The sequence below is a fragment of the Alloalcanivorax balearicus MACL04 genome (assembly GCF_025532145.1).
Taxonomy (GTDB): domain Bacteria; phylum Pseudomonadota; class Gammaproteobacteria; order Pseudomonadales; family Alcanivoracaceae; genus Alloalcanivorax; species Alloalcanivorax balearicus.
In genome coordinates this window covers 52711-74898 of record NZ_ARXS01000018.1, presented here as the reverse complement: position 1 = coordinate 74898, position 22188 = coordinate 52711, and the positions used below count along the sequence as shown (strand labels likewise).

The following is a 22188-nucleotide window of genomic DNA, read 5'->3' as shown; positions in this document are numbered from 1 at the left end:
ACGCAGCACGCCAACACGCTGACACGCTAAAAGACCGGGTAGTCTGATCGTCTCCCCGCTCTCCAAGCGAACCCGCCAGGAATGGACCCGCGGCCTGGCAAGTATGGCGTGATAGCGTGCAAGCGTGCTGCGTGCAAGCGCAACTGACCAAGGAGCACACCCCATGAGCTACTTCACCCTGCCGGACCTGGGCGAAGGCCTTCAGGAAGCGGAAGTGATCGAATGGCACGTCAAGGAAGGCGATGAAGTGAACGTGGACCAGGTGCTGCTGAGCGTGGAGACGGCCAAGGCCATCGTCGATATTCCGGCGCCCAAGGCCGGTGTCGTCGCCCGCCGCTTCGTCGCCGAAGGCGATCTGGTGCACACCGGAGAGCCGCTGCTGGCCTTCGAGGGCGAGGAGGACACCAGCCAGAGCGTGGTGGGTGAGCTGGCCAGTGAACAGGACGGCGACCGTGATGACTTTATCATCGGCGCCGCCGCCGACAGCCAGGGCGGCCCTGGCGCGGCGCCAGCGATCCGCGCCCTGGCCCAACATCTCGGCGTGGATCTGCAACGCCTCAAGGGCAGCGGCCCGGGCGGCACCATCACGCTCAACGATGTGCAACAGCACGCCAGACTGAAACAAAGCCACGGTGACAGCACCCCGCTCAAAGGGGTCGCCCGCAGCATGGCCAAAACCATGGCCAGCGCCGGCCAGCAGGTGGTGCCGGTCAGTCTGTTCGACCAGGTCAGCATTCGCCATTGGGCCGCCGGCACCGACATCATGCTGCGCCTGATCCGCGCCATCGTCGCCGGCTGCCGGGCGGAACCGGCGGCCAACGCCTGGTTTGACGGCGATCAACTGAGCATGCGCAAAGTGGAAAAGATCGATCTCGGGATTGCAGTGGACACCCCGGACGGCCTGTTCGTGCCGGTGCTGCGCGACGTCGCTAACCGGGATGACGACGATCTGCGCGAAGGCCTAGACCACCTGCGCCGGGATGTGGAACAGCGCAAGATCCCGCCGAAGGAACTGCAAGGCGCCACGCTGTCACTGAGCAACTTCGGCACGCTCGGCGGCCGTTTCGCCACGCCCGTGGTAGTGCCACCACAAGTGGCCATTGTCGGTGCCGGCAAGGCCTTCACCCAGCCCGGATTCAACAACGGCGAGGTGTTCGAGGACAAACAACTGCCGCTATCGCTGACCTTCGATCACCGGGCCCTGAACGGCGGCCAGGCGGCGCGCTTTCTCGCGGCCCTGCTGCAATCGCTGGCAAACTAGCGCAATATCGCCGCATCAACCAGGGAGAGGTGTTTAAGGAACATGGAGCACGTCGAGACCCGCACTTTCTCAATCGATATCCCCGGCCAGTTCGGGTTCGTCCGCCCACTATGGGAAAGTGTGCGGGCGGAATATGAAACCGATGACGACATGGTGATGATCAATGCCGGCGTCGACGATGACCATCTACTGCGGCAACATCACGGCGACCATTTCGCCACGCGATTCCGGGAATACTGTCTATCCCGGCGGGGCCAGGTGGAGATCACCGCCGAATACGCGCTTACCGTGCACGGCCGCGCCGCCCAGGTGATCACCGCGCGGAACGGTCAGGGGGATGCGTTTTACTTCACCGGTATCGAGATGGACGCTGGCCATCACTTCGAACTGACCGGTGATTGCCTGGTTACAGAGGAAAGGATCTGGTTCCCATTGTTCGAGCAGACGCTGATGAGTGTCCAACTTTTCGGTGATCCCGCCGCCGCGCTCGCCGACCAGAGACAAGGCGTGGAGGCCCTGCTCGCCCGACCTCAGTCCAAAACGCGCGAAGAGGCCACCCCCGATCCACCGCCATTCAACGTGCCCGCGGATCACCGCGAGTACTTCGATATCGATGATCACGGCTTCGACTTTCTGCCGGAAAGCGAATATTACATCAGCGCCCACGGCCACACCGGCGGCGATCTGATGATCGACCTAAAGGCCCGGGCGCGAGACCATGACGACGCCGTTCATGGCGCCTTTCTCAACGACTATGACGACGGTGAGATCGCCCTGCGCTTTTCCCTGAATGGCGTCTATCACCCTGATTCGCCACAAGGCCGGATTAGCTTCGAGGCGGATCGGGATACCGCCGGCGCCGCTTACCTGTGGAAAGAGGGCTTCCATTACAGCGTCGAGCTGTACGGCGAGCTGACTCTGATCAACGGCTGGGTGGGCTTCGAGGGCTACCTCCGTGACGACTTTGAAAAACGAAGCCATCGGTTAAGGATCGCCAAGCGCCTGCCACTGGAACAGTTGGACTGGCATCACTACCGATTCACCGCCATGGCGGAATTACGGCAAGCGCCGAAAACCCTGCCCCGTCATGTGTCGCTGAGCAACCTCACCGGCGTGGACTTGCCCCCGGACCTGTTCGGCTATACCTCGCTGGAATCGCTCACCGTGCAATACAACCCGGCGGATCGGAGCGCCGATGGTTTGCGTGTATTGGCCGACGACATCGCCCGGCTGCGCCATCTGCACACCCTGTATTTGAGCAATGCGCGGGCTCTCGACAGCCTGCCTCCGGCGCTGGCGACCTTGCCCGAGCTGGAGCGTCTTATGATCAGCGGCAGTGGTATCACCGCCATAGCCGGTGGGATCCTGGATTTACCGAAACTGAACACCTGTCTGCTCGACGGCAACCAATTGCAACGGCTTCCCGGCACCTTCTCGCCCAGCCTGCGCAGCCTGTCTCTGGCACGCAACAAGCTCACCACGATACCCGCCGCCCTGGCCGCGCTGCCCGAATTGCGTCACCTGGATCTTCAGGGCAACCCTTTGACCGCCTTGCCACAAGACCTGCGGGATCTGCCCGGCCTGAAACTGGAGCTGGAAAAAAGGCAGACGCTGTTCGACTATCGCTACCCGGGCGCCGACGGACTCGGTACCGTGCCATTCGATGACGGTGTTTTCCTGGCCCGCCACGACGAAGCCCTCAACACGCTATTGGCACAGGCTTTGCGCGACGAGCAATGGGCGCCGTATCGACACGACCTGATCAAACTGGCCCGCCGGACCGTGGCGCTGGCCACCACCGAGGCGGATGATTATAGCGAGGTGGGCAATACCCGCTTCGGCGGGCTGCCGGACCTGCCCGCGGGCGAGTCCTACCCAAGGTTGCACGGCAACGACAGCCCCGGCTACCAGTTCATCGCTCAACTCCATTGCGCGGAACTGGCCCCGTATCAGGACTACTTGCCCCGTAGCGGCCTGCTGTATTTCTTCATCAGTGATCAGGAAGATCCCCGGGCGCTGGTGCGCTATCAGTCCGGCCCCGTTTCAACGTTGCGTTCCGCCGCCGGCCTGAACCTGAGCGACGATGATATCGGCGATGACCACGGTCTCTACTCCCCATTCCGGGCCCGGGCTGGCCTGAGCGTCAGCCTGCCGCACTTCTATTCCGATCAGGACTACTATCGCGACGCGCCCTCCCTGGCGCCACTGGAAGACCAGTTCGAATTGACCGAAACATTGACCGAAACATTGAAGAACGCGCTCACCGAGACCGCCGCCGCCCCGCCGGTACACGCCGTCAACAGTTTCGTGTTCAAGCAGCACGACACCCCGGAAATCGAAGCCGCCCTGGCTCTGGGCGGCGAACAGGACGACTTCATGGTGCTATTGCGGGTCTCCTCCGACAACAACCCCGGATTCTGCTTCTGGGATGCCGGAGAAATTTATTTCGTGATTCACAAGAGCGATCTGGCCAAAGCGGATTTTTCCAACGTCTATTGCGGACTGGAGAGCAGCTGATGTTCGATTCCACCGAAGAGGCCGTTGAAGCCCTGGAGCCGTATCTGGGGCCCGAGGAAACGGCAGCGGTGACACAGGCGCTGATCCCCGCCATCCAATTGCAGCCGCTCGCCACGACGTCGCGGCCTGGTGAAAGCCGCCTTGGCGGCGTGCCCGACCTGCCGGCCGGCAGCGACTGGCCACGGCCGTCCGCTCCGGAGGATCCGGAAGCCATCGCCCGGCGCGGTAACGACGATGCCGCCGCCGAAATGCGCGCTCATTTCAAGGCCGCCCTGCCCTACGCCTTCATCGCCCAGATCGATCTGGAGCAGGCCGCCGCTTGTCCCGCGGCGACGTCACTTCCACAACAAGGCCGTTTGCTGTTTTTCTACGATATGGCGGTGGGCCCCTGGGAATCCGGCACCCGGGTGGCGCGGGTGATCTGGGACGACAGCCCCCGGGATCGGTTGCGCCCTTTACCCATGCCGGATGATCTGGCCGAGGCCGCACAACGGGAACGGCACGAACGGCAAGCGATTCAGGCGCAATTCGGCTCACCATCCGTCGGCGCGCCCGGCGGCACCAATTACCACGCGGAGGCACGAACGATCCAATTGCAGGGGACATTGAGACTGCCGCTGCCGGCGGCCTTGGAGATGGATACCCTGCCGCATCTGTATGCCTTCTACCACGGCGAAACGGCGGATGATGACACCGCCGAATTGGCGGACGCCTATGACCAGGCACTGGAAGAACTGGGACTCAACTATCCCGAGCCGGGCTGGCGGCGTCATCAATTGCTGGGCAGCCCGCAACCGGAACAGAGCGACCCACGCTACGATGCGGTGTTGATCACTCACTTCGAAAAGCCGTTCCTGGACCGAGCCGACTGGGACCAGCATCGTGCTCGTATTGGATCCCTGGCCCGCCAATGGCGCCTGTTATTGCAAGTGGATCTGTCGGACTGGATGCAGGACTCTCTCACCGAGGGCACGGTTTATTTTCTTATTCACCAGGACGATCTGGCCGCACATCGCTTTGATGGGGTGATGGCGGTCTACCAACAAACCTGAGCGGGCCTTCTGCTATGCAAACCGACACTTTACTCACTCCCGAAGACGCCATTCTGATCCCCGTCGATGTGCTGGGCAGTGATGATCCGGACGATATCATCGGCGCCAATATCGATGTGTTGAACGCGCTGTTTTCAGAGTATCTGGGGATTGATGAAGTCTCCCGTGAGGCGCTGGTCAGCTATTACGTCGATTATTATCTGGCCCAGATCAACAACGGCGGTTTTTCGCAATTCGTTTACAACAGCGGCTGGGCCGACGACATTGTCGAGCGGGTTCGCGGCGGACTGGACGCCATGGGAGCGCGGCGACACCAATCCCTGTTCGAACAAGGTGTTGCTCTGGTGGCCGAGTTGGGGCCAGATCAACTGCAGACATTCTTCGAGAGTGATTATTTCGGTGACAATCCGATCCGCGATCGATTCGAAGCGCTTTCCGATCCTTTTTACGCGGCGCAGGAGACTGAAAATCTGTCCCGGTTGAACGCGGACTGGCTCAAGGCTCACCCCAAACTGCTGGCGTTATCCGACCCGGATCTGGAACGGGAAATCACCCGCCGCGCCGAAGCGATTCCCAATCGGGCCGAACGTATAGCCCAGGCTCTCAACAACGAACCGGACTACATGAAACGGATAAGAGCCCTGTGCGCCGAAGCGGGCCAGGCACTGGAGCAGGTTACCGCTGGAGACCCCTCACACGAATATCAGGGACACACCGTGCTGGCCTGGCATTTCCTCACGGATCGCGGGCACCATTTCATGGTGGAAGCCGATGGTAAAGCGATGATGTTTGACGGTACTTCCGGCACCAAAGTGGCGGAAATCCCGTACTGAGCGTTCCGCCGGAGGCCGCCTTCATCCGTCCCCTTTCAACCAACCCTGGATCAGGCGGCCGGCGGAGCGCTTGCGGCCCGCACGGACATCCGCCTGAGTGATATCGTAAGCAATGCCGTGCCGCTCCCGTAACGCCCGCAACCAATCCGGAAAGCGCGCCAGGTTTCCCGCGCCGAGCCCGTCCATGTCCATGTCATTGCGCAGTATCCCTTTGCACCGCTCACTGAAATGACGGCCTTTGGCGTCGATAATACGAATATCCCAATCCAGGTCCGGCTCCGGCATCAGGGTCAATGCCAGATTCGGTGGTCGCCAGCTCAAACCGTCGGTGCCTTCCTGTGCAAGCCGTATGCTGACCTGCCAGTCCTCGTCGGGATCAAACGGCAAATTCAAAGAGCGTGCCAGCGTCGCGCTCTCGGTGGCTTCCCGGCGGGTCCGGTACAGGTCGGCAAGCCGCCCGGCCAATCGGCGAAAGTCCTCTTCCTCCGGCGTGCAATACTCCAGCACTGCCTGAACCGTTTTGTGCAATATGTCCATATGAGTCTCCCGGTTGGGAAACGCCATATTGCCATCGAGCATGTCGCCGACCAGATCAGCACGCACTTCCGGACTCAGCAATGCGGTCAACACCATGGCCCAGAATCGCAGATTCACGGTATTGTAAAGATCATCGCCGTAACGGCGGTCATGGCGATAGCGTAAATGACGCAACACTTGCAGAATTCGCTCGCCCTCATTGGCAAAAGGAAGAAACTTCGATTTTTTTTCCCGCTGATTGGGTAACGTGGTGTACTTGCCAAGCTGGGTCACCAGCTTCAGGCGGGCTTTGAGCTCCTTCGCCGAGGACGTTGCGCCCATCGGCAAGGGCCCGTTGTCATCGAAGCCGAATACCAACAGGTTGATATGCCGAGTGCTGCTATTGATCGGGTGGCCCTGATCCTGCAGCGGCAGCACTTGCCGGTAAGCCTCATGCAATAACGGCAGTTCCTTGTTGGAGACCGCCGGGATACCCCCGGCCACGCGCAGATAATGAAAATAGAAACGGGTTCTTTGGTCCAGCGTCAGAGCCGCCGGCAGTTTGGCGGCATGAGGTCTCAATAAATGATGATTTCGCGGCCAGAAAAGACCCTGCCGCTTCTGCTCCAACGCCTCATCTTCATCCGCTATAAACGCCCGGCACAGGGCTTCGATATCCGATCCACTCATTTTGGGTCACATCCCTTTGTAAACGTCCTTCGCACGGAACCTTAGCAGAACCGTAGGCGAATTCCCCGACACCGGCCCTGTCACCATTGCATCAAGCCGGCCCGATCCGGGCTTGTACCGCCTCCGCCAGCGCCGCCACTGACAATGGCGAACAGCCTTCTGCTTTATTACTGAGCGTCACGTAAGCCGGTTGGCCCGCGCCCACGGTGCCGGCGATCACCTTTGCCAGAGCGTTGCGGGTCTCCGGGTCCGGGTCCACCAGCCGGTCGAATGGCGAGTACTGATCCCGCGCTTTCTCATAACCGTAGGCGCCGTGCTTCAAATTGAGGTTCCAGCGGCACACCAGGGGTCCCGGCCAGAGCGCGCGCAGGATGGGCAGTTGTTCGGCAATGGGCGGCATCTTGCCGTGGAGTCCGAGGCAATAAGTGGTCCCGGTGTCTTTCAGAGCGTCAACAAACGCCGGGGTGAGCCATTGCCGATCGCGCACCTCCACCGCCACTACCGCATCCGGGCAACGGGCCTTGAGCTCGGAGGTGTTCCGCAACAGCGTATGCAGCCCTTCGATCAGCCGTTCCATTTCATTGAGCCAGTGAGAAGGCAACGGACTGATTTGAAACACCAGCGCCCCCAGCTTCGAACCGAGCCCGATGCCGGCCGGTTCGATGAATTCGGCTCGGGCGGCCGCCGAATCCAGAAAATCAGGGTTGATCTTCTGCCCCTTGCCGCCGGCGCCACGCAACAGAGGATCGGTCACCCGGCTCGGTGCCTTGACCACGAAGCGGAAATCGTCGGGCACCTGGTCCGCGTGATCGATGTACTGGTCCACGGTCAGCGGCCGATAAAAGCCGCGGTCCAGGCCAACGGCACGAAATAACGGATGTCTGGCGTAGGCGTCCAGCCCACGACGGGACAGCTGCTCTTCGCTGTAGAGCTTGTCCCAGACCAGCCCGGCCCAGCCCGGATAGTGCCAGGACGAGGTGCCCATTCGGAGCGTCTCCGGCAAATCCGCCGCCAGCGGGATCAGCGATGGCTCCGGCGTGGCCGGCCGTACTTCGGAAGCGGTGCCACCGTCATCTGAGAAAAGTGCACTTTGCATGACGCCCTCATTCCTCCGGATATAACGCCTGCCGGCGAGCCCCGTCCCGCGGCTTACCGATAATAAAAAATCGACCAGAAACGGAACGAACTGCCCTGTTTCTCACACCATTGCGGAAACGTTTCCTCACACTCAACGGCTGCGTAATCGCGCCAGGCCGCGAGCAAATCGCGGAAATAATCCACTTCCTTTTGACAGGCGGCGCGCTTGTCCTTGTCCTCAAGATACGCCAACAAGGACTCGGCCCGGTCCAGGGCCTGCTCGGCCTCGCTTTCTTCGCCGAGGAAGCAGGATTCACAGAGATGGTGGGTCTGGAAATCCACTTGGTTGAGTTGTTCGCCAAAAAGCGCGCCGAGGCTGATTTCATCCCCGGGATCCAGATCATGGGCCCGGCGCGATGCCTCCAGGTCCTTTACCAGATAGCCCAGCCATTTCCACGGTACCGGATTGTCCGGTTCGGCGTCCGTCCATTGCTGCAATATGACTTTCAAGGACATTCGCAGTGGGTGCGGCAGCAACCGGTGCACCTCGGCATGTCGGTACGACAATGCGGTCAGTTCCTCGGCGCAAGCACGCTGTTGTGTCACCGGCAGAGCTTCCATCCCGATGATGAACTCCCGGGCGGCCGCCAGCGCCGGTTTTCTGAGCCCTTTTTCGGCAAGCAGACAATAACGGCTGAAGGCGGCGAACCCGCTCCGATCAGCGTACTGCTCGCCGATCGACTTCAGTCCCTCGAAATTGCTCTGGTTCCAGTAATGCATGTTAGAAACTCGGACATCACGATCCGTGGACCTACTGTGGGAGCTTGCCTGCAAGCGAATGGGATAGGCTCAGGTGTTTGCGATATTCGCTTGCAGGCAAGCTCCCACAGCGGCTTCGTAGCAGCCAAGGATGATGCTGGCAGGACGGCGGCCGCTCCTTACCAATGCCCGGCCAGATCCGCCAGCACCCGGCATACGCCAGCCATGCCATCGTGGATCACTGCTTCGATCTCGGCCATGGTGATCTCCCGGTCGGATTTGCCGGCACCGGGGTTCACCACCAGGGACAGCATGGCATAGGGAATATCCAGTTCCCGGGCCAGAACGGCTTCCGGCATGCCGGTCATGCCGACCACGTCACAGCCGTCGCGCTCCATACGCAGAATCTCCGCCGCGGTTTCCAACCTCGGCCCCTGGGTGGCGCCGTAGCAACCGCCGTCCGTCCAGGCCAGGCCGCTGACGGCGAGCCGTTCCTTGAGCGCGGCGCGCAGGGCGGCATCAAAGGGCCAGCTGAAATCCACGTGCACCAGCGGCTCGTCCGGATCATCGAACAGCGTCATGTCACGGCCGTAGGTGTAATCGATGATCTGATCCGCCAGTACCAGTGCACCGGTGGGCGCTTGGCCAGTGATTCCGCCCACTGCATTGACGGCGATGATGGCGCTGGCGCCGGCTTCCTTCAGCGCCACCATATTGGCCCTATAGTTGACCTGGTGCGGCAGCAGCACATGGGGATCCCCGTGACGGGCCAGGAACAGCACCTGACGACCGTTGAGCTGCCCTTCCACCACCGGCGCCGAAGGTTCACCGAAACGGGTGCTCAGGGTCTGGCTGCCGGTGATGCGCAGGTTGTTCATGCGCGTAAGGCCGGTACCGCCAATGAATGCCAGCATCACTGTTCCTTATTCTTCCACGGCGAAGATGCCGGGGGCGTTACGCCAATAGCCTTTGTAGTCCATGCCCATGCCGAACAGGTAAAAATCCTCGGCGTCCAGGGCGGTGTAATCGGCTTTCAGACCCGGCCGCGCCTTGCGGTCATGCACCTTGTCCACCAGCACGCAGGTTTTCACATTATTGGCCCCCTGGGCGTAACAGGCATCGACGATCGCCAACAACGTGGAGCCGACATCGAGAATATCGTCGAGGATGATCACATCGCGGCCGGACAGACTGGCGCCCGGAGTGACGATCCATTCCACTTCCCCGCCCTGGGTGTCTCCCAGATAACGGGAGGCGTGCAGATAGTCCATTTCCAGCGGAAAATCCAGGCGCGTGAGCAAATGCCCGGCGAAAATCATGCCGCCGTTCATGATGGTGACCAACAACGGGAAACGCTCGCTGTAGTCCCCGGTCAGCTGAATCGCCAGTTTGGCGATGGCCGCTTCCACCTGATCCTGGGAGTAGAGCTGGCGCGCATCGCGGCGCACCTGCATCAACTCCTGCTTTACCTCATCCGCGATGGGCATGTTGTGCCTCCTCGGCAGCCGGCGCCGACGGGGTGTCCTGTTGATCGTCATCGCTGACCATATGCAGGGTACGGGTCGGGAAGGCGAACTCGGCGCCATGCTGCTCGACAATCTCCATGATCTTCATCAGCACATCCTGCTTGATCTCATGGAAGCGCACCCAGTTGGTGGTTTTGGTGAAGGTGTAGATAAAGAATTCGATGTGCGAAGCGCCATAGGTATCGAAATTGACGATCAGAGTACGGGCGTCGGTTTCGATGTCATCGTGATCGATCAGCATTTGCCGGACCTCGGCGACAATCGCCGGCATTTTCCGCCAGTCCTGATAGCGGATACCGATCTTCTCGTTGATCCGCCGGTTGAACATGCGCGCCGGGTTCTCCAGCACGATGGTGGTGAACAACGAGTTGGGAATATACAGCGGCCGCTGATCGAAGGTGCGGATGCGGGTCAGCCGCCAACCGATGTGTTCCACCGTCCCTTCGATGGTCCGGTCCGGCGAGCGTACCCACTCCCCCACTTTGAAGGGCTTGTCCATGTAAATCATCATGCCGCCGAAAAAGTTGGCGAGCAGATCCTTGGCGGCGAAGGCCACCGCCATGCCGCCGATACCGCCGAAGGCGAGCACCCCGGATACGCTGTAGCCCAGCGCCTGCAAGATGATCAGCACCGAGGTGATGATCACCGACACCCGCAGCAGCTTGGACACCGCCGCCGCGGTGGTGGTGTCCATGGGTTTCTTCATCCGTCCGGGATCGGTCAGGTTGTGCTCGACGCCGGAGATCAGGCGATTGAAAAACATGGCGATGATGGCGATGAACGCCACCCGGCGGACCATGCCCACATGCTCGAACAAAGCGCTTTCGGAAACGTCATAAAGCATCTCCGCCGCCACCGACAAGCCAACGACCCAGGTCACCAGCCGTAACGGCAGGCGCAAGGCCTCGATCAGCACATCGTCCCATGTGCTGGCGGTTTTCTTGCCCAGCACGGTGAGGATGTCCAGCACCCGCATCATCATGAAGTTCAGCGATACGGTGCAAAATACCACCACGAACACCTGCGTCAGCCAGATGATCGTCTGTGTATCCGGGCCGGGCCACTGGAGCAACAGGTTCCAGTTCAGCAGGGCCTCCCAATTCATGCGCTTTCTCCTGACAATTGTTCGGCAAGGTCACAGGCCCGTTGGCGGCGGACCGGATTCATTGGCCGGCGCGGGCGCGCCCGCAGGGCACTGGCCGGTACCACTTTCGGCAGCGATTGCTGCTCCAACCAGGACAGCACCGCCAGGGCACCGGCTCGATCGTTGCACACCAGCACCATGTCGCAACCGGCGTTCAGTGCCACCTCCGCCCGCTGTGCGTAATCACCGGCGGCGGCGGCACCAGCCATGGTCAGATCATCAGAGAAGATCACGCCGCGGAAGCCCAGCTCCTCGCGCAGCACCTGCTGCAACCAATAGTGGGAAAATCCGGCGGGCTGGGCATCCATGGCCGGATAGCGCACATGGCCCGGCATGATGCCGTCCAGGCGTGGCGCCAGGGCCCGGAACGGCGCCAGATCGGCGCTCATCTCGGACAGCGTGCGCGGGTCTTCCGGTAATTCCAGGTGAGAGTCCGCCTGTACATGACCGTGACCGGGGAAATGCTTGCCGGTGGCACACATACCCGACCTCTGCATACCGTCCAGGAAGGCGTCCGCCAGGGTGATCAGGGTGTCCACATCATTGCTGAAGCAACGATCGCCGATCATTGAATTGCGCTGATAGTCCAGATCCAGCACCGGAGCGAAGCTGATGTCGATATCCACGGCGCGCACTTCGTCGGCCATCAATTCGCCCAACAGCTCCGCCGCCTGACGGCCCTCCTCGGCATTTTGCCGGTACAAACGGCCGAGACTGGCCATTGGCGGCAGCCGGGTAAAACCCTCGCGCAGGCGCTGCACTCGCCCGCCTTCCTGATCCACGGCGATCAGCAATTCCGGCCGCAGCGCCCGCATGGATGCCACCAGATCGCGTACTTGTAGCGGGTCCTGATAATTACGGCTGAATAAAATCACCCCGCCGACGGCGGGATGAACGAGTAAATCGCGCTCCTCACTGGTGAGCGCGACGCCTTCCAGATCCAGCATCAGCAGAGGCTGGGTGTTATTGGCCTGATTCATGTGATTACTCGGTGATGGAGACCGCGCACCCCAATGGCACGCGGTCGAACAAATCGATGACGTCGGCGTTACGCATGCGGATACAACCGAGGGAGGCGGGCTGCCCCATGGGCTCGTGGTCCGGCGTGCCATGAATATAAATAAAGCGCCGGAAACTATCCACGTCACCGCCCTGGTTTTTACCCGCCTCCAGACCACCGAGCCAGAGGATCCGGCTGAGTATCCAGTCCCGTTCCGGTTCCGCCGCGGCCTGTTCCGGCGTCAGAATTTCGCCGGTGAAGCGGCGCCCGCGAAACACCGCGCCAGCGGGAAGCCCCTCGCCAATACGGGCACGCACCAGATGTTCTCCGCGGGGCGTGCCGTTACTGCCGTTGCGCTCATCGGCACCAACCGCGGCGGTGGAGACCGAATAACGACGCTGGCCGGCGCCATCCACATCCAGGGTCAGGGTTTGAGCAGAGAGGGAAATAGTGATGTGCATAGGACCAACAAGGGAAAGTTGACAGTTGATAGTGGACAGCGAAAGACGAAAAACAAAAACCGGTGATCTTCAGCCGCTGTGGGAGCTTGCTTGCAAGCCCCCACAGCGGCTAGAGATCAGGCTGCTTTATCTTTTCGGTTTTAACTGTCAACTATCAACTGTCAACTATCAACTGTCTTTTCAGCTGCCTTTTATCCCGCCCACCACGAAGGGCAGCAGGTGCTGGGCGATGTCGCTGGCGGACACCGAGCGATTGAAGTCCTTCTTGCTGATTGTCTGCAGGGACTCCATGCCGGAGAGCGTGAAGATCACTGCTCCCAGGCTGAAGTGCACACGCCAGAACAGTTCCACCGGGGGCACATCCGGCGCGGTGCGGCGCAGCAAGGTGGTGAACTGGTTGAAGACATCGCCGTAGTGCTTGCGCAGATAGGCCCGCAGGTGATCCTGGGGCTGGCTGTAGGCCTGGCCGGCGAGGCGGAAGAAGATCATGGCGCGGCGCGGCTCCTCGGTGCCGGAGCCCAGCGCCAGTCGCGACGCCACGGTCAACAGCCGTTCCAGACTGAGCGGGTCATCGTCCAGCTCCAGTTCCCGCAATTTGACTGACAGCGCCTGGCAGAACGGCGTCAGATAACGCTCGAACACCGCCTGAATCAGTGCTTCCTTGGAGCCGAAATGGTAGTTCACCGCCGCCAGATTGACACCGGCCTTGCCGGTGATGGCGCGCAGGCTGGTTTCCGCGAACCCCTTCTGGGCAAACAGCACTTCCGCCGTATCAAGGATGCGGCGAACGGTATCGGATTGGGACATGGGGAACCTGCCGGGATCGAAGCAAACGTTTGAAACATACGTTTGGCGGCGATCAGCGTCAAGCAGAGGCGCTATTCCGGGGCGCCCTTGCGTTTGAGTTTGCGGCTCCAGCGCTGGCGGGCATAGTGGCGCAGATTGGCCACATTGTCGGTTTCATCCATGATTTCCTGGCCGAGGATGGTTTCAATGATGTCTTCCATGGTGACCAGGCCCACCCAGGTTCCCAGGTCATCGTAGACCAGACCCAGGTGTTGCCGGTCACGCAGCATCTCACCGAACACCGCCTCGATATTGGTGTCGGTGCGGAACAAGGCCATGGCACGGGCCAGCTCACCCACGGTGCGCTCGTCCTCCACTTCCAGCAGATCGCTTTTGTGCACATAGCCGAGTGCTTCATCCTTGTCATTCAGCACCGGATAGCGGGAAAAAGGCGTCGACACCAGGTGATGGCGCACTTCCGCCACGGTCTGTTCCGGGCGCAGCGATTCCACCACCGTGCGCGGGGTCATCACCTTGTCGACCCTGATTTCATGGAGGCTGAGAATATTGGCGATGACCCGGCGCTCGCCCTCATCCAACGCCTGCTGTTCGTGGCCGATGGACGCCATCGCCTTCAACTCCGCCCTGATGTCGGTATCCGGCTCGCCGTCGCCGATCCGCCGGGTGATCATTTTCGATAACCACACGAACGGCTTGAGCACCCAGATCATGACATTGAGCACCGGCGGCAGCAGCGGCGCCAGGGCGCGCCAGAATTTGGCGCCGATGGTCTTCGGAATAATCTCGGAGACGATCAGGATGGCCAGGGTCATGACCGCCGAGGCCACGCCCAGCCAGGTTTCCCCGAACAGCACCGCCACCTGGGCGCCGACCCCGGTGGCGCCGGCGGTATGGGCGATGGTATTGAGCGTGAGAATGGCCGCCAGCGGGTCGTCAATATCGTCCTTGAGGTGCCGCAGGCGTTCAAACAGCTTGGGGTTGTCGTCCTTGAGACCGGCGATATAGCTGGGCGTAATGGACAGCAGAGCGGCTTCCAGAATCGAGCAGAGGAACGAGAACCCCAAAGCGACGGCGGCGAAGATGATCAGTAACAGCATGGCGCTCCCCGCTTACCATTCGTCCATATAAGTACCGAACAAACCGAGCAGTTCCTCCACCCGGTCGGCCGCCTTTTGCAAACGCTCCAGATCACCATCGGCCAAGGGCGCATAAGGATCCTCGGCGCGTAAAGCCAGGGCATTGGTTTCACCGGGAGGTGTGGCCCGGCGGGCCAGACCGGCGGCACCCACCGCGGCACGCAGCTCCAGATCCAGCCAGCATACCGGATCGGAGCGATCCTGCCGGGCCTGGATCAGCAGTTGCATTTCCGGGGCGTGGACGTCGCTATCGGCGAAGGCCCGCTCCAGGGCGGCGAGACTGATCAGGTCGTCGTAACCGGGCACCTGGTAAGACTTGGCGGACTGCCGCGCCATGCCCACCAGCACCGAATAGAGATGAAACACCACCGCACCGCGCAGCGCCAGACGGTGCCCCATCGGACTGCCGGCCTCGGCCCGCAGTGTCTTGAGCAAGTCGCGGGCGAAGAACAGCCGCTCACGCAGGCCGCTGATTTCGTTTTCCCGCACCATTCGGGACATGGTTATCTCCGGCTATTCGCTGCTAAAGCCAGCTTCCCACAAAGAGAACGACGAAGCCGCTGTGGGAAGCCAGCTTGCTGGCGAAGAGGGCCGCGCTGTTTCATGATCTGCGAGCGGCGGCCTTCTTCCTGGCGGCGGTTTTCTTCTTCGCCGCCGCCTTCTTCTTCGGTGCGGCTTTCTTCTCTTCCACTTCCCACTTGCCGTCCCGATAGAAGGCATACCAGCCGGTGGGCTTGCCCTCTTCCTCGGTCATCACATACTGCTCCTTCGCCTTGCGGCTGTAGCGCAGTATCGCCTTGCGGCCCTCGGCGTCCTCGCCGGGCGCTTGCGCGAGATAACGGTGTTTGGGATCCAGTTGCTCCGCCACGGACTGGATTTCCTCCACCAGCGGCGCCCGCGTTTCCCGGTTCTTGGGGAACTTGCTGGCGGCCAGGAACAGGCCGGAAGCACCGTCGCGCAGCAGGTAGTGATCGTCCACTTTCTCGCACTTGAGATGCGGCATGGGGATCGGATCGGCGCGGGGTGGTGCCGGTTCGCCGTTCTTCAGCAGCTTGCGGGTGTTGCCACAGTCATCATTGGTGCATTTGAAGAATTTGCCGAACCGGCCGGTGCGCAGCTGCATCTCACTGCCGCACTTTTCACACTCCAGGGTCGGACCGTCGTAGCCCTTGATACGGAACTCGCCCTGCTCTACTACATAGCCGTCGCAATCCGGGTTGTTACCGCAGACGTGCAGCTTGCGTTTCTCGTCGATGAGGAAGGATTCCATCGCCGTGCCGCATTTCGGGCAGCGCTTTTTGCGGCGCAGTTCCTGGGTTTCCGCCTCGTCATCGTCGGCCCGCACCGCCTCCTCGCCGGGAAGCAGATTGAGCGTGGCGGTGCAGCGTTCCTTGGGCGGCAGGCTGTAACCGGAGCACCCCAGGAAGACCCCGGTGGAGCCGGTACGGATCTGCATCGGACGGCCACAGGTGGGACAGGCGATGTCGGTGTCCGTGGGCAGATTGGCGCGCATGCCGCCCTTGGCCTGCTTGCCGCTGCCTTCGCCTTGGGCGGCATCCAGCTTGGCCTGGAAATCCTGGTAAAAATCGTTGAGCACATCGCGCCAGTGACGTTTGCCCTCGGCGATCTCGTCGAGGGTTTCCTCCATTCGCGCGGTGAAGTTGTAATCCATCAGATTGGGGAAACTTTCCACCAGGCGATCGGTGACGATGTCGCCCATTTTCTCCGCGTAAAAACGGCGGCTTTCCTGCCGCACATAACCGCGATCCTGGATCGTGGAAATGATCGAGGCGTAGGTGGAAGGCCGGCCAATGCCGCGTTTTTCCAGTTCCTTGACCAGACTGGCCTCGGTGTAACGGGCCGGCGGCTTGGTGAAATGCTGGGTCGCATCCACCTGATCGATGACCAGCACGTCGCCCTGCTTGAGGTCCGGCAGTACCGTGTCTTCCTGCCCCTTGCGCGCCGCTGGCGGCAGGATCCGGGTCCAGCCGTCGAACTTCATGATGCGGCCCTTGGCCTTGAGTTCGTAGCCGTCCGCCTCGGCGGTCAGCGTGGTGCTCAGGTATTCCGCCGGCGGCATCTGGCAGGCGATGAACTGGCGGCGGATCAATTCGTAGAGGCGCTGGGCGTCGCGTTCCATGTCCTTGAGCGACTCGGAGGTGCGATTGACATCGGAAGGCCGGATCGCTTCGTGGGCCTCCTGGGCGCCTTCCTTGCTGGAATAGGACAGCGGTTTCGCCGGCAGATATTTCTCGCCCAGCTTGTCGTCGATCCAGGCCCGGCACGCCGTCACCGCGTCCGCGCTCAGGTTGGTGGAATCGGTACGCATGTAGGTGATATGGCCGGCTTCGTAGAGACGCTGGGCCATCATCATGGTTTTCTTCACCCCGAAACCCAGACGGGTACTCGCCGCCTGCTGCAGAGTGGAGGTAATAAACGGCGCCGAGGGTTTGGAGCGGGTCGGCCGCTCCTCGCGCTGGGAAATGGTCAGCTGGCCAGCGCGGCGCAGGGCCTCGCGGTGGCGCTCCGCATCCTCGCCGTTGTTCGGGCGGAAGTTTTCGCCCTGGTGGCGAGCCACCTGCAGACGCAGCTCATCCGCTTTCTGCTTGCTGTCGTGAGTGTCGGCGTGCAGCTCCCAGAATTCCTCCGGGGTGAACGCACGGATTTCCCGTTCGCGCTCCACCACCAGTTCCACCGCCACCGACTGAACCCGGCCGGCGGACAGGCCGCGGGCGATCTTTTCCCACAGCAGCGGTGAGATCATGAACCCCACCACCCGATCGAGGAAACGGCGTGCCTGCTGGGCTTCCACCCGGCTCATATCCAGCTTGCCCGGTTCCTGGAACGCGGCCTGGATCGCCTTCTTGGTGATCTCGTTGAACACCACCCGGTCGAAACGCTCATCGTCGCCGCCGATCACCTCACGCAGGTGCCAGGCAATGGCCTCCCCTTCGCGGTCCAAGTCAGTGGCCAGATAGATGCGCTCGGCGTTGACGGCCAGGCGCTTGAGTTCGTCAATGACCTTTTCCTTGCCGGGCAGGATCTCGTAGTGCGCCTTCCAACCGTGCTCCGGGTCCACCCCCATGCGGTTGATCAGCTGAGACTGCGCTTTCTTCTTTTTATAGGCCTCGCGCTCTTCCTTTGGCAGCGAACGGGTATAGGCCGCCTCCTTGGCCCGTTCCTGGGGCGTGGACTTCTTGCCACCGCCGCTGACCGGCAGATCGCGCACGTGGCCCACACTGGACTTGACGATGAAGTCATCGCCCAAATAGCGGTTAATGGTTTTCGCCTTGGCCGGCGACTCCACAATTACCAGGGACTTACCCATTACGTTCGTCACCCACAACTGAATTACCGAGAAGTCGGTCGATCCGGCCTTCCCCGGCCGGATACGATGTCCAGGCCCCGTTTCGGGGGCCCTCAGGGGCGCCTATTTAGACAGCGGCGCTAACGTCCGGTCAAGCTTCGGGGTGGTACAATCCTTTTTTTGCGCCTCCCAGGGGGGCTGTCCATGGCTTTCGGCGAACCGCTCCCGCCCGGGCCGGATCACCCGCCGGGCGGGCCTTGATCAGCATCAATCGACCGCTTCCCGGGAGCGGGCTATACTCGGTGAAAAGCGTTCGAGGGAGATCGCCGTGACTGCTCCGTATCAAAGAATTCTTGTCGCCATCGATTGCAGTGACGAGTCCGCCGACATCCTGTGCCGTGCCGCCGGGGTGCTGGAAGGTAACGCCACCGGCGAGTTGCACCTGATTCATGTGATCGAGCCGCTGGCCCTGGCCTATGGGGCGGACGTGCCCATGGACGTCACCGACCTGCAAAGCGGTCTGGTCAAGCAGGCCCGCGAAACCGCCCTGGAATACGCCCGTCAGTACCAGATCGGCGAGGATCGCATCCACGTGGAGCTGGGTTCCATCGAAAAGACCATCGTCGACAAGGCCGATGCGCTGGGCGTGGATCTGATCGTGGTGGGCAGCCACACCCGTAGCGGCCTGGCTCTGCTGCTGGGCTCCACTGCCCGCGGCCTGGTGCCCGGAGCCCATTGCGATGTGCTGGCGGTGAAAGTCCAGCGCAAGGACAAGAAAGCGGACTGACGGCTCCGGCCAGCCTCACCAGCCCGCGAATCATGCGATAGCCTGGCCACCAGCCTGGCCGGGTTAATCCGTCACGTCATTGCCGGCCCGGCACGGGGATGGTCGTTCCAGCGGCATAACAGTGCCGCCAGCTCCCGCGCCTGTTCACGCAGCGCCGCCAGTTCCTGTGCGGTTTCCTTCTCGCCCTGATAAACCGGGATCTTGCGCAGGGCCGCCTCCAGTTCCGCGTCCGGCGCCGCCAGGCGCTGCACCTCCACCGCCCAGCGAATCTGATGCACCAGCATGTGAAACAGCGCCAGGCGGGTTGCAAGACTGAATAACGCCACCCGCGGCTCATCGAAATCGGCGAACGACAAGCGCGCCAGCACCGCCGGTTTCGCCCGGTCTCCCTCCGCCACTTTTTCCGCCACCTTCAAGGTGGCGCTGCGCGGCGTCGCCTGCAGCAGGGACAAAGCGCCAAACACCTCCCCCGGAGACACCCGGTACACCACTGGCGGCGGTGTGCCCTCGCCAAGCACCCACAGCTCTCCACGCAGCAGAAAATAGAGCCCGCTGGCCTCGGCACCGGCCCGAATCACCACCTCGCCCGGCGCGGCTTCAAGAATCCGGGTCCCGGCCAGCAACAAGGCTCGCTGGTCGGCATCGTCACGGGATACTTCATTGAAAAACGGCACGCCGGAAAGTAACGACTCCACCCGCGCCTGCTGAGAACGTTGCCACTCGGCCTGCTTCATTTCCCCCCCAATCACAGCAGCCCCACCATTCGCTGAAATGGCTGCTGTAGGCGTTTGCCCTGCAAGCGAATTCCTGGAATGCAGCGCTATCGGCTTGCAGGGCAAGCTCCTACAGCGGCTCCGTAGCCCTTCCGTGGGAAGCTGCTTTAGCAGCGAATACAGCGCCACGACGACGCCTCCCCCCCGGGAAGCGCCGAGCGCATAGCCTAGCCCGGATGGCCGTGCAAGGCGAGCGGAGAGCGCCTTGTAACAACATCGGGGATGACAAAAACACTGGACATATTGTACTGTTCGTATTACCAGTATGCCATTCCCGTTGTGGCGACCCACAGGAGACCGACATGAGCAGCAAACTGACCCTCCGCCAGCAGCAGGTGCTGGATTGCATCCGTGATTCACAGGCGGACACCGGCATGGCCCCCACCCGGGCGGAAATCGCCGAACGAATGGGGTTCCAGTCCAAGAACGCCGCCTCCGATCACCTGCGGGCGCTGGAGCGCAAGGGCTATATCCGCCTGCACAGCGACCGCTCCCGCGGCATTCAGCTCCTGGAGTCCTCCCTCGGCGACGAGGACGAATTGCCGGTGGTGGGCAAGGTGGCCGCCGGCACCCCGATCGAGGCGGTGGAAAACGTGCAGCGCACGGTACCGGTGCCGCGCGGACTGTTTCGTCAACGGCCCACCTACCTGCTCAAGGTGCAGGGCGACAGCATGGTCGACGCCGGCATTTTCGACGGCGACCTGATCGCCGTGCGCAAGAGCGAAACGGCCCGTTCCGGTGAAATCGTGGTCGCCCGCATCGGCGAGGAAGTGACGGTGAAGACACTGAGGCTGAACAAATCCGACGCCACCTTGTTGCCGGCCAACGAAGACTACGAACCGATCCAGGTGCCCGCGGATCAGTTGATCATCGAAGGCGTGTTCGTCGGCCTGATCCGCGACCCGAACGCGCATTAAGCGGCCGTTTGCCGCCCCCGAAGAGACAAAATGCATTAGTGCCGGTTAGACTACGCACGCATTTGCGTTTTCTCCATGGCACCTGTGGTCCTGTTGTCGCCACATTGATGGCCAGGGAATGAAAGGCCATGACCTTCCGTAGACGCCATGGAAGCACTCTGAGACGTACCCTGAGACAGAGCCTCCATGAACAGGACGGTCAGGACCAAGGATAAGAAGTACAGTGATAACGGCGACACCAGTCGACGTGCCAGGGAGGGTCGGGCGTCCCAGCGGATGCCAAGCGCCGGGGGCGCATCACGGGTTCTCTCACGGCATGTCCGCCGTGTTCTCTGTGCCTGTGGTTTGTTATTGCTGAGTAGCTTTGCCATGAACGACACCCGTTTGCTAGCGCCCTGCCCGTCCTCGCCCAATTGCGTGTCCAGCCTGGCCACGGATGAACGGCATCGGGTGGCGCCTCTTCCCGGCTACGCCGATCGTGCCGGCAGTCTAAAACTGCTGAGCGCAGTGCTGGCCACCCTGCCCCGTGTCAGTTTCGAACAGGTGGGCCCGGCCCGCTTGCAGGCCCGCTTCACCAGCCGCGTACTTCGCTTCGTTGATGACGTCACTTTCTATGTGCACGAGAACGGCGGTATTGAAGTGCGCTCCGCCTCCCGGGTCGGATACTACGATTTCGGCGCCAACCGGCGCCGGGTGGAGGATCTGCGTGAGCGGCTTGAGGAACGGCTGGGCGGCCTGACACCGGCGCAGGGGCAAGGCGCCGGATGAGTATGCCGGAATCCAGTGAGTTCCCCTCCAGTGAATGTGAATGGGCGGATATCGGCGTCAACCTCACCGATCGCCAGTTCGCCGACGACCGTGAAGCGGTACTGCAACGGGCCCGGCAGGCTGGCGTCAGCCGCCTGCTGCTGACCGGCACCAACGTCGAGGAATCCCGGCAGGCACTGGCGCTGTGCCAACGCTACCCCGATCAGGGCCTGCTCTGTACCGCCGGCCTGCATCCGCATAGTGCCCGCTTCTGTAACGACGGGGTCCTGTCGGAATTGAAAGAGCTGCTGGAGCAACCCGCGGTGGCGGCGGCTGGTGAGATGGGCCTGGACTTTAACCGGGATTTCTCCCCGCGCCCGGATCAGGAAAAGGCGTTCGAAGCGCAGCTGGCACTGGCCGCCGGGCTGAACAAGCCGGTGTTTTTGCATCAGCGGGACGCCCACGATCGCTTCCTGCCCATGCTCAAGGCCTGGCGGGACCGTTTACCCGCTGTCGTGGTGCACTGTTTCACTGATCAGCGCCGGCCCCTGTTCGACTATCTGGACCTGGATTGCTTCATCGGCATCACCGGCTGGGTCTGCGACGAACGGCGCGGCCGGCAACTGGCCGAGCTGGTGCCGCATATTCCCGGCAATCGGCTGCTGCTGGAAACCGACGCCCCTTACCTGTTGCCACGGGACCTGCCGGAACCTCCGGCGAAAAAACGCCGCAATGAACCCTGCCTGCTCCCCTGGATCGGCGAACGGGTGGCGACCCTGCGGGGCGAAACAACGCAAACCCTGGCCCAACAAACCCTGGCCAATACTCTGGCGTTTTTGCAGCGGGATTGGCCGGCGGCCTTGTAGCACTCCAAGCCC

Annotated in this window: 21 protein-coding genes; 8 read left to right on the top strand and 13 right to left on the bottom strand. The window is 61.8% G+C overall.

The features are described from left to right. The first annotated feature begins 163 nt into the window (after positions 1-163). From MA04_RS15045 to MA04_RS15030, 4 genes are read left to right on the top strand one after another with little or no spacing between them, the layout of a single operon-like run. Complete coding sequence (locus tag MA04_RS15045; protein ID WP_262461306.1) at positions 164-1261, top strand: dihydrolipoamide acetyltransferase family protein; 1098 nt, start codon at positions 164-166, stop codon at positions 1259-1261. 42 nt (positions 1262-1303) lie between these two features. Further along, positions 1304-3778, top strand: coding sequence for a DUF1963 domain-containing protein (locus MA04_RS15040; protein ID WP_262461305.1), 2475 nt, complete (start codon positions 1304-1306; stop codon positions 3776-3778). After that, a complete protein-coding gene (locus tag MA04_RS15035; protein WP_262461304.1) occupies positions 3778-4830 on the top strand; it encodes a YwqG family protein in 1053 nt (350 codons plus the stop codon). Before MA04_RS15040 ends, MA04_RS15035 begins: the two co-directional genes overlap by 1 nt. A 14-nt stretch (positions 4831-4844) precedes the next feature. Continuing rightward, a complete protein-coding gene (locus MA04_RS15030; protein WP_262461302.1) occupies positions 4845-5663 on the top strand; it encodes a DMP19 family protein in 819 nt (272 codons plus the stop codon). A gap of 21 nt (positions 5664-5684) precedes the next feature. On the opposite strand, the gene MA04_RS15025 is transcribed toward MA04_RS15030, so the two are convergent. From MA04_RS15025 to topA, 12 genes are all read right to left on the bottom strand, one after another. Next, complete coding sequence (locus tag MA04_RS15025; RefSeq protein WP_262461300.1) at positions 5685-6869, bottom strand: hypothetical protein; 1185 nt, start codon at positions 6867-6869, stop codon at positions 5685-5687. A gap of 91 nt (positions 6870-6960) precedes the next feature. After that, positions 6961-7965 carry a DUF72 domain-containing protein gene (locus tag MA04_RS15020; RefSeq protein ID WP_262461298.1) on the bottom strand — a complete coding sequence of 335 codons (1005 nt, stop codon included), beginning with the start codon at positions 7963-7965 and terminating at the stop codon, positions 6961-6963. A 53-nt stretch (positions 7966-8018) separates the two neighbouring features. Next, entirely contained in the window at positions 8019-8726 is a 708-nt protein-coding gene (locus tag MA04_RS15015) for a hypothetical protein (protein WP_262461296.1), read from the bottom strand. Positions 8727-8884: 158 nt separating this feature from the next. Then, entirely contained in the window at positions 8885-9619 is a 735-nt protein-coding gene (locus tag MA04_RS15010; protein WP_262461294.1) for an S-methyl-5'-thioinosine phosphorylase, read from the bottom strand. A gap of 9 nt (positions 9620-9628) precedes the next feature. Further along, entirely contained in the window at positions 9629-10192 is a 564-nt protein-coding gene (locus MA04_RS15005; RefSeq protein WP_262461292.1) for a hypoxanthine-guanine phosphoribosyltransferase, read from the bottom strand. After that, the gene (locus MA04_RS15000; RefSeq protein ID WP_262461290.1) at positions 10176-11336 is read right to left on the bottom strand and encodes a mechanosensitive ion channel family protein; all 1161 of its coding nucleotides are present in this window, start codon (positions 11334-11336) and stop codon (positions 10176-10178) included. Before MA04_RS15000 ends, MA04_RS15005 begins: the two co-directional genes overlap by 17 nt. Continuing rightward, entirely contained in the window at positions 11333-12355 is a 1023-nt protein-coding gene (gene nagZ, locus MA04_RS14995; RefSeq protein ID WP_262461288.1) for a beta-N-acetylhexosaminidase, read from the bottom strand. The genes MA04_RS15000 and nagZ overlap by 4 nt, the downstream gene beginning before the upstream one ends. A gap of 4 nt (positions 12356-12359) precedes the next feature. Next, positions 12360-12836: a L,D-transpeptidase gene (locus MA04_RS14990; protein WP_262461286.1), complete on the bottom strand. Its 477-nt coding sequence runs from the start codon at positions 12834-12836 to the stop codon at positions 12360-12362. 180 nt (positions 12837-13016) lie between these two features. After that, positions 13017-13643 carry a TetR/AcrR family transcriptional regulator gene (locus MA04_RS14985; RefSeq protein WP_163121137.1) on the bottom strand — a complete coding sequence of 209 codons (627 nt, stop codon included), beginning with the start codon at positions 13641-13643 and terminating at the stop codon, positions 13017-13019. 71 nt (positions 13644-13714) lie between these two features. Further along, on the bottom strand, positions 13715-14740 hold the full coding sequence (locus tag MA04_RS14980; RefSeq protein WP_262461283.1) for a CNNM domain-containing protein: 1026 nt from the start codon (positions 14738-14740) through the stop codon (positions 13715-13717). Positions 14741-14752: 12 nt separating this feature from the next. Next, complete coding sequence (locus MA04_RS14975; RefSeq protein ID WP_163121141.1) at positions 14753-15280, bottom strand: hypothetical protein; 528 nt, start codon at positions 15278-15280, stop codon at positions 14753-14755. Positions 15281-15380: 100 nt separating this feature from the next. Further along, positions 15381-18107 carry a type I DNA topoisomerase gene (gene topA / locus MA04_RS14970; protein ID WP_163121143.1) on the bottom strand — a complete coding sequence of 909 codons (2727 nt, stop codon included), beginning with the start codon at positions 18105-18107 and terminating at the stop codon, positions 15381-15383. 307 nt (positions 18108-18414) lie between these two features. On the opposite strand from topA, the gene MA04_RS14965 reads away from it, so the two are divergent. Then, positions 18415-18873 (top strand): universal stress protein, encoded by a 459-nt coding sequence (locus tag MA04_RS14965; RefSeq protein ID WP_022994439.1) that lies wholly within the window; start codon positions 18415-18417, stop codon positions 18871-18873. Between the two features lie 71 nt (positions 18874-18944). Here the strand turns inward: MA04_RS14965 and MA04_RS14960 are convergent, their stop codons facing one another. Next, a complete protein-coding gene (locus MA04_RS14960) occupies positions 18945-19607 on the bottom strand; it encodes a cyclic nucleotide-binding domain-containing protein (protein ID WP_163121145.1) in 663 nt (220 codons plus the stop codon). A gap of 341 nt (positions 19608-19948) precedes the next feature. Here MA04_RS14960 and lexA point away from each other — a divergent pair, with 341 nt between their 5' ends. The 3 genes from lexA (at position 19949) to MA04_RS14945 (ending at position 22176) form a co-directional block, all read left to right on the top strand. Then, positions 19949-20563: a transcriptional repressor LexA gene (gene lexA, locus MA04_RS14955; RefSeq protein ID WP_262461280.1), complete on the top strand. Its 615-nt coding sequence runs from the start codon at positions 19949-19951 to the stop codon at positions 20561-20563. Between the two features lie 369 nt (positions 20564-20932). Next, positions 20933-21331: a DUF1499 domain-containing protein gene (locus MA04_RS14950; protein WP_262461279.1), complete on the top strand. Its 399-nt coding sequence runs from the start codon at positions 20933-20935 to the stop codon at positions 21329-21331. Continuing rightward, positions 21328-22176 carry a TatD family hydrolase gene (locus MA04_RS14945; protein WP_163121149.1) on the top strand — a complete coding sequence of 283 codons (849 nt, stop codon included), beginning with the start codon at positions 21328-21330 and terminating at the stop codon, positions 22174-22176. The genes MA04_RS14950 and MA04_RS14945 overlap by 4 nt, the downstream gene beginning before the upstream one ends. Positions 22177-22188: the final 12 nt, after the last annotated feature.

Coding starts and splice junctions, on each gene's coding strand:
- MA04_RS15020 (WP_262461298.1), bottom strand. CDS start 7,965: ATGCAAAGTGCACTTTTCTCAGATGACGGTGGCACCGCTTCCGAAGTA.
- MA04_RS15015 (WP_262461296.1), bottom strand. CDS start 8,726: ATGCATTACTGGAACCAGAGCAATTTCGAGGGACTGAAGTCGATCGGC.
- MA04_RS15030 (WP_262461302.1), top strand. CDS start 4,845: ATGCAAACCGACACTTTACTCACTCCCGAAGACGCCATTCTGATCCCC.
- MA04_RS14980 (WP_262461283.1), bottom strand. CDS start 14,740: ATGCTGTTACTGATCATCTTCGCCGCCGTCGCTTTGGGGTTCTCGTTC.
- topA (WP_163121143.1), bottom strand. CDS start 18,107: ATGGGTAAGTCCCTGGTAATTGTGGAGTCGCCGGCCAAGGCGAAAACC.
- MA04_RS15025 (WP_262461300.1), bottom strand. CDS start 6,869: ATGAGTGGATCGGATATCGAAGCCCTGTGCCGGGCGTTTATAGCGGAT.
- MA04_RS14990 (WP_262461286.1), bottom strand. CDS start 12,836: ATGCACATCACTATTTCCCTCTCTGCTCAAACCCTGACCCTGGATGTG.
- MA04_RS15000 (WP_262461290.1), bottom strand. CDS start 11,336: ATGAATTGGGAGGCCCTGCTGAACTGGAACCTGTTGCTCCAGTGGCCC.
- MA04_RS14985 (WP_163121137.1), bottom strand. CDS start 13,643: ATGTCCCAATCCGATACCGTTCGCCGCATCCTTGATACGGCGGAAGTG.
- MA04_RS15040 (WP_262461305.1), top strand. CDS start 1,304: ATGGAGCACGTCGAGACCCGCACTTTCTCAATCGATATCCCCGGCCAG.
- MA04_RS15035 (WP_262461304.1), top strand. CDS start 3,778: ATGTTCGATTCCACCGAAGAGGCCGTTGAAGCCCTGGAGCCGTATCTG.
- MA04_RS14960 (WP_163121145.1), bottom strand. CDS start 19,607: ATGAAGCAGGCCGAGTGGCAACGTTCTCAGCAGGCGCGGGTGGAGTCG.
- MA04_RS15005 (WP_262461292.1), bottom strand. CDS start 10,192: ATGCCCATCGCGGATGAGGTAAAGCAGGAGTTGATGCAGGTGCGCCGC.
- MA04_RS14950 (WP_262461279.1), top strand. CDS start 20,933: ATGAACGACACCCGTTTGCTAGCGCCCTGCCCGTCCTCGCCCAATTGC.
- MA04_RS15045 (WP_262461306.1), top strand. CDS start 164: ATGAGCTACTTCACCCTGCCGGACCTGGGCGAAGGCCTTCAGGAAGCG.
- lexA (WP_262461280.1), top strand. CDS start 19,949: ATGAGCAGCAAACTGACCCTCCGCCAGCAGCAGGTGCTGGATTGCATC.
- MA04_RS14975 (WP_163121141.1), bottom strand. CDS start 15,280: ATGTCCCGAATGGTGCGGGAAAACGAAATCAGCGGCCTGCGTGAGCGG.
- nagZ (WP_262461288.1), bottom strand. CDS start 12,355: ATGAATCAGGCCAATAACACCCAGCCTCTGCTGATGCTGGATCTGGAA.
- MA04_RS15010 (WP_262461294.1), bottom strand. CDS start 9,619: ATGCTGGCATTCATTGGCGGTACCGGCCTTACGCGCATGAACAACCTG.
- MA04_RS14945 (WP_163121149.1), top strand. CDS start 21,328: ATGAGTATGCCGGAATCCAGTGAGTTCCCCTCCAGTGAATGTGAATGG.